Genomic DNA, 12,820 nt, shown 5'->3' on the forward strand with positions numbered 1-12,820 from the left:
GTTTGGTGTGGTGCCGGATGCGGTGGTGGGGCACAGTCAGGGTGAGATCGCGGCGGCGGTGGTGGCTGGTGGGTTGTCGCTGCAGGACGGGGCGAAGGTCGTCGCACTGCGGAGTCAGGCGTTGCGTGTCCTGGCCGGTAAGGGCCGGATGGCGTCGGTCGCGCGGTCGCGGGAGGAGACGGCGGAGCTCATCGCGCCGTGGTCGGATCGGATCGGTATCGCCGCGGTGAACGGTGCGGCTTCGACGGTGGTGGCCGGTGATCCGGATGCGGTCACGGAGTTGGTCGCGCGGTGTGCCGAGGGCGACGTGCGGGCGCGACTCATCGAGGTCGACTACGCCTCGCATTCGCCGCAGGTCGAAGAGGTCCGTGACTCCCTGCGGGCGGCGTTGGCCGGGCTGAGCCCGCTGACCGGGACGGTGCCGTTCTACTCCACTGTGGACAGTGGCTGGGTGGACAGCGCCACCCTGGACGCCGACTACTGGTACCGCAACCTGCGCCAGACCGTCGCCTTCGCGCCCGCCGTGCAAGCGCTGGCCGCTCCCGAGGAGTCCGGCCACACCACCTTCCTCGAGATGAGCCCGCATCCGGTGCTCACGGCCAGCATCGAGGACACCGCCCAGGCCGCCGGCACGCCGGCCGTGGCCCTGGCAACCCTGCGGCGCGGCGAGGACGGGCTGCGGCGCCTGCTGTGCTCGCTCGGCGAAGCCTGGGCGCGGGGCCTGTCCGTCGACTGGACCGTCGCGCTCGACGGCGTCGCCACCCCGCCGATCAAGCTGCCCACCTATCCGTTCCAGCGTCAGCGCTACTGGCCGGGCCGGCGGGCGACCCCGTCGGTGACCGCCCCGGACGACGACATCCTGCGCGAGCTCGACAACCGTCCGCTGGCCGAGCTCGCGGACAAGCTCGACGTCGACGCCGACGCGCTGAGCAAAGTCCTGCCGGCGCTGTCCGCCTGGCGCGCCGAGCGTGCCGGATCCGAGCGTGCCGACTCGTGGTGCTACCGGGTGGCCTGGCAGCCGCTGTCCCTGCCTCCCACGGCACCGCCGGCCGGGCCCTGGCTCGTGGTGACCCCGGAGCACGCCGACACCGGCGACGACGTGCCCGCCGCGCTCGCCGCGGCCGGCCTGGAGATCGTCCACCTTGCCGTCCCCGGGCCGGCTGAGGATCGGCAGTCGCTGACCGCGTTGATCCGCGAGGCGCTGGGGGACCGTACCGTCGCCGGAGTTCTGTCACTGCTCGCCGACGAGCCGCGCCCGTACCCCGGCCACCCCGACCTGCCCGGCGGCCTGTCGCTCACGCTCACGCTCGTGCAGAGCCTCGGCGACGCCGAGGTGTATGCCCCGCTGTGGTTCGCCACGCGCGCCGTGGCCGCCATCGGCTTCGGGGAGCGGCCCGGATCGGCCGCCCACGCGGCCGTCGCCGGCCTCGGCCGCACCGTGGCCCTGGAGCAGCCGGAGCGCTGGGGCGGCCTGGTCGACCTGCCCCCGCAGGTGGACGAACGAGTCGTCGCCCGGCTCCGGACGGTCCTGTCCGCCGTCCGGGACGAGGACCACGTCGCGGTGCGATCCACCGGTGTGTACGGCCGCCGGCTGACGCCCGCCCCCCGCACGGCGGGCCCGGCGCCGCAACGCCGGCCCGGCTCGGGCACCGTCCTGATCACCGGAGGCACCGGCGGACTCGGTGCCCACCTCGCCCGCCGCCTCGCGGCGCAGGGCACCCCGCACCTGCTGTTGCTCAGCCGCAGCGGCATGGCGGCCGCCGGCGCGGCGCAGTTGCGCGAGGAGCTCACCGGTCTCGGCTGCGCCGTGACCATCACCGCGGCCGACGTCGCCGACCCGGAACAGCTGGGCGCCGCGCTCGCCGCGATCCCCGAGCAGTGGCCCCTGAGCGCCGTGTTCCACGTGGCCGGCGTCCTCGACGACGGCGTCCTCGACGCCATGACGCCGCAGCGGTTGAGCACCGTACTGCGGATCAAGCTCGCCGGCGCCGTCAACCTGCACGAGGCGACCAGGGACCGCGACCTCGACGCCTTCGTGATGTTCTCCTCGCTCAGCGGCGTCGTGGGCGGTGCCGGCCAGGCCAACTACGCCGCGGCGAACGCCGCGCTGGACACGTTCGCTGCCGAGCGGCGAGCGGCGGGCCTCCCGGCCACCTCGGTGGCCTGGGGCGTGTGGGGCGGCCCCGGCATGGTGGACCAGCGCAGCGTGGATCAGCTGGAGCGCTCCGGTGTCCGGGCCATGGACCCCGGTACGGCGATCCAGGCGCTGGAACGGATCCTGGCCGGCGGCGGGGAGAGCACCGTCGTCGCGGACGTCCACTGGTCACGCTTCGCCGCGTCCGGCCGCATGCGGCGCTCGGCCCTGCTCAACGGCCTGCCCGGTACGGAAGACACGGACGACACGGCGGAGGCCACCGAGGACAAGGGCTCGCTGCGCACCCAGCTCGCGTCCATACCCGGCCCCGAGCGGGTACACCTGCTCACCGGGCGCGTGCGTGACCTGGCCGCCCGGGTTCTGGGCCACAGCGGTTCCTCCGCCGTGGACCCGGCACGCGCCTTCGCCGAGATGGGCTTCGACTCGCTCAACGCGGTCGACCTGCGTAACCGGCTCGCCGCCGTCACCGGCCTGCGGCTGCCGACCACCCTGATCTTCGACCATGCCACGCCGCAGGCACTCGCCGCCCACCTGGCTACGGAGCTCGCCGGAACCGGGACACCGGCCGCCGCGGCGGCGCAACCGGTGGCCCCCGCGGCGGCGGACGCGTCCGACGAGCCGATCGCGATCGTCGGCATCGGCTGTCGCTTCCCCGGCGACGTGCACGGACCCGACGCGTTCTGGCAGCTGCTCGCCGAAGGCAGGGAAGCGATCACCGACTGGCCCGAGGACCGCGGCTGGGACACCGCCCGGCTGTACGACCCGGACCGCGAGCGACCAGGCACCACCTACAGCCGGCGCGGCGGTTTCCTGGCCGACGCGGGCGGCTTCGACGCGGAGTTCTTCGGGATCTCTCCCCGCGAGGCGCTGGCCATGGATCCCCAGCAGCGGCTGCTGCTCGAGACGTCGTGGGAGGCGATCGAACACGCCGGGATCGACCCCGGTTCGCTGCGGGGCGAGTCCGTCGGCGTCTTCATCGGCACCAACGGCCAGGACTACATGCTGCGGCTCAGCGAGGCCGGCGAGGACGTGGAAGGCCACATCGTGACCGGTATCGGCGCGAGCATCCTGTCCGGCCGTGTCGCCTACATCCTCGGCCTGAACGGTCCCGCGGTCACCCTCGACACCGCCTGCTCCTCCTCGCTGGTCGCGATGCATCTGGCCGCGCAGGCGCTGCGCCGCGGCGAGTGCGTGCAGGCGCTGGCCGGCGGCGTCACTGTCATGAGCGCCCCGACGCTCTTCGTCGAGTTCAGCCGGCAGCAGGGCCTCGCCCCGGACGGCCGGTGCAAGTCCTTCTCCGCGGATGCCGACGGCACCTCCTGGTCCGAAGGGGCCGGGGTCCTGCTGATGGAGCGGCTTTGCGACGCCCGCCGCCTCGGCCACCGCGTGCTCGCGCTCGTCCCCGGCACCGCGATCAACCAGGACGGTGCCAGTAACGGGCTCACCGCCCCCAACGGCACCGCCCAGCAGCAGGTCATCCGTGCCGCGCTGCGGGCCGCCGGCATCCGCGCCGCCGACGTCGGCGCGGTCGAGACCCACGGCACCGGCACCAGGCTGGGCGATCCGATCGAGGCGCAGGCGCTGCAGGCCGTGTACGGCGCCGAACGCGGCGCCGACGATCCGGTGTGGATCGGCTCGGTCAAGTCCAACATCGGCCACACCCAGGCCGCCGCAGGCATGGCCGGCGTGATCAAGATGGCGCTGGCCATGCGTCACGCCGCGCTCCCGCCGACCCTGCACGTCGACGCGCCCACGCCGCACGTCGACTGGGACGCGTCCGGACTGCGGCTGCTCACCGGCCTGACCGAGTGGCCCAGTGCCGGTCAGCCCCGGCGGGCCGGCATCTCCTCGTTCGGCATCAGCGGCACGAACGCGCACGTGATCCTCGAAGAGGCGCCCGCGACCGACGCGAACGCGAAGGTTCCCGCCGAGGCGCTCCCGGCGCCCCTGCTGCTCTCCGCCGCGACCCCGCAGGCGCTGAGGGCCCAGGCCACCCTCCTCGGCGCGCACCTGGACACCCACCCCGGCGACGACCCGGCGGACGTGGCCCACACGCTCGCCACCGGGCGTGCCAGGCTGAGGCACCGCGCCGCGATCCTGCGCCACGACGGCACCCAGACGCGGCTGGCGCTCGCCGCGCTCGCGGACGGTCTCCCGGCCATGGCGCACCAGGCCCTCGTGACCGGTGTCGCGGACGGCACGGGCCGGACCGCGTTGCTCTTCCCCGGTCAGGGCAGCCAGATCGCCGCGGCGGGCGCCGAGCTCTACCGCGCCGAGCCGACGTTCGCCGACGCCCTCGACGAGGTGCTCGCCCACTTCGCGCCGCACCTCGACCTGTCGTTGCGGGACATCATGTTCGCCGCCGAGGGCAGTGAGGCGGCGTCCCTGCTGCACCGGACCCGCTACACCCAGCCCGCGCTCTTCGCCGTCGAGGTGGCCCTGTACCGCCTGCTGGAACAGCGTGGGGTGCGGCCGGACCTGCTGATCGGACACTCCGTCGGCGAGCTCGCCGCCGCTCACGTCGCAGGCGTGCTGGGTCTTGCCGACGCCGCCAGGCTGGTCGCCGCCCGCGGGCGCCTCATGGACGACCTGCCGGCGGGTGGCGTCATGGTGGCGGTGGAGGCGACCGAGGCGGAGGTCTGCGAGGCGCTCGCCGGTGATCCGGTGGCGATCGCGGCGGTCAACGGACCCACCGCGACCGTGCTCAGCGGGGACGAGGACGCGGTGCGGGCCGTCGCCGAACGGTTCAGCCGGCTCGGCCGCCGGACTCGACAGCTCGCCGTCAGCCACGCGTTCCACTCCGCGCACATGGACCCGATGCTGGAGGAGTTCCGCGCCGTCGCGGAATCCATCGCGTACGCGCGGCCGCAGCTCCCGGTGATCTCCAACCTGACCGGCGAGCCGGCCTCGGGGGAGGAGCTGTGCTCCGCCGACTACTGGGTGCGGCACGTACGCGGCACCGTGCGCTTCCTCGACGGTGCCCGGCGGCTACGGGCCGAGGGTGCCACCACGTTCCTCGAGGTCGGGCCGGGCGGCGTCCTCACCGCGATGCTGGCCGAGTGCCTGCCCCCGGACAGCGGTTTCACGCCACTGACACTGCTGGCCAAGCGCCGTCCCGAGGTGCAGTCGGTGACCGCCGCACTGGCCGGCCTGCACGTGCGGGGCGTACCTGTGACGTGGCCCGCGCCCGGACGCCAGGTCGATCTGCCCACCTACCCCTTCCAGCACCGGCGCTTCTGGCCAACCGCCGCGCCCGCCAAGCCGGCGGACGACGCGGAGGGCTTCTGGGACCTGATCCAGCACGCCGACGCCCCGGGCCTGGCCGCCCTGCTGAACGTCGACGACCGGGCACCGCTCGGCGAGGTGCTGCCGGCGCTGTCCACCTGGCGTGTCCGCGCACGGCAGGAGCGCAACGCCGCGGCCTGGCGCTACGAGATCTCGTGGGAGCCGCTCGCCGCGCCGCGTGACCCCCGCCTCAGTGGACGGTGGCTGCTCGTGGTGCCGACGGCCGGCGAGGCGGCGCACGCTGTCGAAGCGGCGCTCGCCGAGTACGGCGCCGAGGTGACCGTGGTGCCGGTCGGGCCCGCGACCACGCGCTCGGAACTGGCTGAGCGGCTCGCCGGTACCGCGGCGGTGGGAGTGCTGTCCCTGCTCGCGTCGGGCGGTGACGGCCTCGCCCCGACCGTCCGGCTGGTACAGGCCACGATCGATGCCGGTATCGCCGCGCGGCTCTGGTGCGTCACATCCGGTGTGGCCCAGGACGCGGCCCCGGACCCGTTCCAGGCGCAGATCTGGGGTCTGGGCCGGGTCGCCGCCCTGGAACACCCGGACCTCTGGGGCGGCCTGGTGGACCTGCCCGCTGTACCGGATCCCGGCGCCCTGCGCATGCTCGTCGCTGCCCTGGCCGGTGCCTTCGGTGACGAGGACCAGATCGCCATCCGCCCGGCCGGGCCGTTCGGTCGTCGCCTCGTGCGCTCCGCTCGGGCCACGGCGCCGGCGCGGGCCCGCTGGAGCCCGACCGGCACCGTCCTCATCACCGGCGGTACCGGCGGCGTCGGCGCCGAGGTGGCCCGCGCGCTGGCCGCCGACGGTGCCGGACACCTCGTGCTCGCCGGCCGGCGCGGCATCGCGGCGCCCGGTGCCGCCGAACTCGCCGCCGACCTCGAGGGCTCGGGCGCGCGGGTCACCGTGGTGGCCTGTGATGTGGCCGACCGGGCCGCGGTCGCCGGGCTGCTGGATCGCCTGCGTGCGGCCGGGGACCTGCCCAGCGCCGTCTTCCACGCCGCCGGAGTGGTCCGCGTCGCCCGCATCGCGGAGCGTACCGGCGAGACCGACACCACGGAGCTCGCCGCCAAGGCGCTCGGCGCGACGCACCTCGACGAACTGCTCGACGGCGCGCCTCTGGACGCGTTCGTCCTGTTCTCCTCGATCGCCGGCACCTGGGGCAGCGGCGGGCAGAGCGGCTACGCGGCCGCCAACGCCCACCTGGACGCGCTCGCCGCGCGCCGCCGTGCCCGCGGGCTGCCCGCCACGTCCGTGGCCTGGGGGCCCTGGGCCGGTACCGGCATGGCCCACGGGGAGGCCGGCACCAGCCTGCGCCGGCACGGCTTGATCGGCATGGACCCGGCCGCCGCGCTCGCCGCGCTCCGGCAGGCGATCGACCTGGGCGACACCCACGTCGTCCTCGCCGACGTGGACTGGAAGCGGTTCGTGCCCACGTTCACGGCGGCGCGCCCCAGCGCCCTGCTGGGCGGTGTTCCCGAGGCCACGCAGGCGGCGAGCACCGAGGTCGACACCGACAGCGACGTCCCCGCCGGGTGGCGGCGCCGGTTCGCCCGGCTGGCCGACGCCGAGCAGCACGCCCTGCTGCGTGACCTGGTGACGGCGGAGGCGGCCCGGGCGCTCAGTCACGACGCCGACCACCTGCTCGACCCCGACCGGCCGCTGCGCGAGCTGGGCTTCGACTCCCTCACCACCGTGGAACTGCGCAACCGGCTCGGTGCCGCGACCGGTCTGGCCCTGCCGGTCACGCTGATGTTCGACCACCCCACCGCCACCGCGCTCGGCGCCCACCTCCACGCCCTGCTGACCGGCGGCGGACCGGAGCCGGTCGGGCCCGTACCGGTGGCCGGGGTATCCGCCGCCGACGCCGCTGAGCCGCTGGCCGTCGTCGGCATGGCCTGCCGTTTCCCCGGCGGCGTGCGGTCGCCCGAGGACCTCTGGACGCTCGTCACCGACGGCGTCGACGCGATTTCGACCATACCCACCGACCGTGGCTGGAACGTCGCGGCGCTCTACGATCCCGACCCCGAGCACGCCGGGACCTTCTACACCACCGGCGGCGGGTTCCTCGACGACGCCGGCCACTTCGACGCCGCGTTCTTCGGCATCTCGCCGCGCGAGGCGCTGGCCATGGACCCACAGCAGCGCCTGCTGCTGGAGACGGCCTGGGAGGCGCTGGAACGGGCCGGCATGGACCCGGCGCGGCTCAAGGGCAGCCCCGGTGGTGTCTTCGTGGGTGTCACCGGTCAGGGCTACGGCGCCGGTCCGGAAGGAGCCGACGTCGAGGGTCACCTGCTCGCCGGCAACGTCACCAGCGTCGCCTCCGGCCGGATCTCGTACCAGCTGGGTCTTGAAGGGCCCGCGGTCACCCTGGACACCGCCTGTTCCTCGTCGCTGGTGGCCCTGCACCTCGCCGGTCAGGCGCTGCGCGCCGGCGAGTGCACCTTCGCCCTCGTCGGCGGCGCGGCTGTGATGGCCGGGCCGGACGTCTTCGTCGAGTTCAGCCGGCAGCGGGGTCTTTCGCCCGACGGCCGCTGCCGCTCCTTCGCCGAGACCGCCGACGGCACCGGCTGGGGCGAGGGCGTCGGCATGCTCGTGGTCGAGCGCCTGTCCGACGCCCGCCGCAACGGCCACCCTGTCCTCGCCGTGGTCCGCGGCTCCGCCGTCAACCAGGACGGCGCGTCGAACGGCCTGACCGCGCCGAGCGGACTGGCCCAGCAGCGGGTGATCCGGCAGGCGCTCGCGAACGCCCGCCTGTCCGCCGCGGACATCGACCTCGTCGAGGCGCACGGCACCGGCACCGTCCTGGGCGACCCGGTCGAGGCGCAGGCGCTGCTCGCGACGTACGGCCAGCAGCGGCAGGGCCGCGAACCGCTGCGGCTCGGCTCACTGAAGTCCAACATCGGCCACACCCAGGCCGCCGCGGGCGTGGCCGGTGTGATCAAGACGATTCAGGCCCTGCGGCACCGGCTGATGCCCCGGACGCTGCACATCGACGAGCCCACCACCCGCGTCGACTGGTCCGGCGGCGGCGTCGAGCTGCTGAGCGCGGCCCTGCCCTGGCAGACCGGCGACCAGCCGCGCCGGGCCGGCGTCTCGGCCTTCGGCATGAGCGGCACCAACGCGCACGTCGTCCTCGAAGAGGCGCCCGCCGAGCCTGCCCACCCGATCGCTGGCGGGACGCCAGGCGCGGGCCCGGTGGCGTTGCCGTTGTCCGCCCGCACCGAGGCGGCTCTGCGCGCACAGGCCGCCCGGCTGCGGGCCCACCTGGTCGCCGATCCGCAGCTTCCGCCCGTCGACGTGGCCCATGCTCTGGCCACCACCCGCTCGGCCTTCGCCGTCCGCGCCGCCGTCGTCGGGCCGGACCGCGACTCGCTCCTGAGCTCCCTTGCCGATCTCGCGGAGGGCCGGACCGCGCCCGGCATCGTGCGCGGGGAGGCGGGAGCGGGCCGTACCGTGCTGGTCTTTCCCGGCCAGGGGGCGCAGTGGCCGGGGATGGCCGCCGACCTGCTCGACACCGCGCCGCAGTTCGCGGCCCGCATCGCCGAGCTGGAGAGAGTGCTCGCCCCGCATGTGGACTGGTCGCTGACCAGCGTGTTGCGGGCCGAGCCCGGGTCGGCCTCCCTGGACCGGGTCGACGTCGTGCAGCCGGTGCTGTTCGCCGTGATGGTCGCGCTGGCCGCGCAGTGGCGTGCCGCCGGCGTACGCCCGGACGCGGTGATCGGCCACAGCCAGGGTGAGATCGCCGCCGCCTGTGTCGCCGGCGCGCTCACGCTGGCCGACGCGGCGAAGGTCGTGGCGCTGCGCAGCCGGGCACTGCGCCGGCTGTCCGGCGCGGGTGGCATGGTGTCCCTCGCGGTGGGCCGGGAGCGCGCCGCTGGTCTGCTCGCTCCGTACGGCGAGCGCATCGGTGTCGCCGCCGTCAACGGTCCGGGCGCCGTGGTCGTGGCCGGCGAGCCGGCCGCCTTGGACGCGCTGCTGGCGGACTGCGAGCGCGAGGGCGTACGTGCCCGCCGGATCCCCGTCGACTACGCCGCCCACTCGGCTCAGGTCGCCCAGGTGAGGGGCGAGCTGCTCGAGGCGCTCGCGGACATCGAGCCGCGGGCCACCGAGATTCCGCTCCACTCGACCGTCACCGGCGAGCGCGTCGACGGCGACGAACTGGATGCCGGCTACTGGTACCGGAACCTGCGGGAGCCGGTCGAGTTCGCCCGCGGCACGAGGAGCCTGCTGGAGGCGGGGTTCACCCGGTTCGTCGAGGTGAGCCCGCATCCCGTGCTCACCCCCGGGGTGGAGGGCACCGCCGAGGACGCCGCCCGCGCGGTCACCGCCATCGGCACATTGCGCCGCGGCGACGGTGGCTGGGATCGACTGCTGACCTCGATGGCTGAGGCGTGGTGCGACGGCGCGTCCGTGTCCTGGACCGAGGTGCCGGTGCTGGCCGGCTCCGCCGCGGGTGCGGTCCCGCTGCCCACCTACCCGTTCCAGTATGAGCGGTACTGGCTGCCGAACCGCGGCAGGTACGCGGCGGCGCCCGGCTACGCCGCGGACGGAGCCGGGTCGTCGCGGGGAGTGATCTATCGGGCAGGGTGGCAACCGCTGGCCACGACCAACGCCGGTGCCCTCGACGGCGACTGGCTGCTGGTGGTCCCCGCCGAGCACGGCGACCACCCGGCCGTCGCGGCCTGTGCGGAGGCCCTGCTGGCCAGTGGTGCCCGGCCCGCCATGGTCACCGTGGCGGCCGGCGTGCCGGCGTCCACGCTGGCGGGTTCCCTCGCGACGGCGGCGCCGGCACCGGCCGGGGTCCTCTCGTTGCTCGCCCTCGACGAGCGCCCGGCTCCCGGCCGCGAGTGGGCGCCCGCCGGCCTGGTCAGCACCGTGGAGCTGCTGCGGGCCCTGGACTCCGCCGGCGTCACGGCGCCGTTGTGGTGCGTGACCAGCGGGGCGGTCGCTGTCGGCGACGAGCCTCTCGCGCTGCCCGGACAGGCCCCGGTGTGGGGTCTCGGCCAGGTCGTTCTGCTGGAACAGGAGCCGCGCTGGGGTGGCTTGGTGGACCTGCCCGGCGAGCCCGACGCCGACGTCGTGCGCCGGCTGGCCGCGGTCCTCGCCGGGGGCCACGACGAGGCCCAGGTCGCCCTGCGACCCGGCGGCGGGCACGTGCGGCGGCTTCTGCGCGTCGACCCACCTGCCGGCCCGGCACAGCGGGACTGGTCCCCGGCGGGCGGCGCGGCGCTGATCACCGGCGGCTTGAGCGAGCTCACGGCGCAGCTGGCCCGATGGCTGGCCGGGCGGGGCGCGACGCACATCATGCTCACCGATGTCGACGGGGCCGACACGACGACGGTGCCAGCGCTGCGCGCGGAACTGGCCGGGCTCGGCGCGCAGCTCACCGTCACCGACCGCGGTCCGGGGGATTGCGAGCCGCCGGCCGGGCTCGCCCTGTCGACCGTGGTGCATCAGGCCGGGCAGGAGGAGGCGGGAGCGACGCTGACGGCACTCACCGACGCGGAGCTCGACGACGCCATGCACGCCGCCTTGTCCACCGTCGAGAGCCTCGATCGGCTGCCGGCGGCCGAGGACGCGAGCCTCATTCTGCTGACCCCGTTGAGCGCTGCCTGGGGCGCGGTCCGGCGTGGCGCGTCCACCGCGGCCTACGCGGCCGTCCAGGCGCTGGCCCGCCGGCGCCGCGACCGCGGCGCGCACGCGCTCGTGGTCGCGCTCGGGGGACAGGACACCCGGTCGTCCGCGATCGATCGCCCACTCACGCCGGCGACCGTCACCGCCCTCCTGGAACGTCTGCTGGACCAGGACGAGCCGTCCGGTGTCATCGCCGACCTTGACGTGGAGCGGATCGTCGCCTCCGCGCCCGCGCCGCGGGTGCTGGGCCTGATGCGTGAGCTGCCGGAGGTGACGCGGGCGCTGCGTGCCGCGCCCAACGAGGAGGGCACGGAGCCCGGCACGGCGCTGACCGGGCGGTTGCTGCCACTGGACCCGCCGGCCCGGCGCAAGGTGCTGCTGGACCTGGTCACCGGGCACGCGGCGGCGGTCCTCGGCCACAGCGACCGCAGGGACGTCCGGCCCGACCAGGCGTTCTCGGACGGAGGCTTCGACTCCATGCTCGCGGTGCAATTCCGCAACCAGTTGCGCACCGCCACCGGGGTGCAGCTGGCGACCACCGTGGTTTTCGACTACCCGACGCCGAATGCCGTCGTCGACGTCCTGTACGACGAGCTGTGCTCCGAGGCCGCGGAGAGCAACCAGGTCCTGAGCGAGCTGGCGCGGCTGGAGACGGCGCTGGCCGATCTCTCCCCGGACACCCCGGTCGGCAAGCAGATCGCCGACCGGATGAACACCCTCGTCCGCCGGTGGGCACCGGCCGCCGCGTCGGCCGTGGACGCCGACCGCATCGGCTCCGCCACCGCGGACGAGCTCTTCGAAATCCTTGACAACGATTACGGCGTGGTGTGAGGAGCCGAACGACGATGTCGAACGACGAGAAGCTTCTCGAGTATCTGCGGCGGGCCACCGCCGACCTCAGCCAGGCCCGGCGCCAGCTGCGCGAGGAGGAGGAGGCGCGGCACGAGCCGATCGCCATCGTGTCGATGAGCTGCCGCTTCCCCGGTGGCGCGAACTCGCCGGAGCAGCTGTGGGACCTGGTCACCTCAGGCACTGATGCCATCACCGAGTGGCCGGACTGGCGCGGCTGGGACGTCGACGCGCTGTACGATCCCGATCCGGACAAGCCCGGGACCTCGTACACCCGCAACGGGGGCTTCCTGCACGACGCCGCCGAGTTCGACGCCGGCTTCTTCGGGATCTCGCCGCGCGAGGCGCTGGCCATGGACCCGCAGCAGCGGCTCGTGCTGGAGACCGTATGGGAGACCCTGGAGCGGGCCGGCATCGTCCCGGCGACCCTGCGCAACAGCCCCACCGGTGTCTTTATCGGGGGCATGATCAGCGGCTACGGCTTCGGCTCGTCCCGCGTCCCCGAGGTCGAGGGCCTGCTGCACACCGGCACGGCCACCAGTGTCATCTCCGGGCGGGTGTCCTACGTGCTCGGCTTGTCGGGCCCCGCGCTCACCGTGGACACGGCGTGCTCGTCGTCGCTGGTCGCGCTGCATCTGGCGGTGCGGTCGCTGCGCTCGGGCGAGTGCGATCTGGCCCTGGCCGGCGGCGTGAGCATCGTCGCCGACCCCGACCCGTACGTGTCCTTCAGCCGGCAGCGTGCCCTCGCCCCGGACGGCCGGTGCAAGGCGTTCGCGGGCGCCGCGGACGGCACCATCTGGTCCGAGGGTGTCGGGGTGTTGTTGGTGGAGCGGTTGTCGGATGCGGTGGCGAATGGTCATCCGGTGTTGGCGGTGGTTCGTGGTTCGGCGGTGAATC

Annotated in this window: 2 protein-coding genes; both read left to right on the forward strand. The window is 74.7% G+C overall.

The genetic code is table 11. From position 1 onward, the window contains the following. Positions 1-10: 10 nt before the first annotated feature. On the forward strand, positions 11-11,905 hold the full coding sequence (locus AB0367_RS38045) for a type I polyketide synthase (RefSeq protein ID WP_366231382.1): 11,895 nt from the start codon (positions 11-13) through the stop codon (positions 11,903-11,905). Positions 11,906-11,919: 14 nt separating this feature from the next. Further along, the coding region (locus AB0367_RS38050; RefSeq protein ID WP_366231383.1) for a beta-ketoacyl synthase N-terminal-like domain-containing protein at positions 11,920-12,820 on the forward strand (901 nt) is incomplete at its 3' end.

This window comes from Dactylosporangium sp. NPDC051484, from assembly GCF_040689395.1.
In the GTDB taxonomy this organism is placed as follows: Bacteria; Actinomycetota; Actinomycetes; order Mycobacteriales; family Micromonosporaceae; genus Dactylosporangium.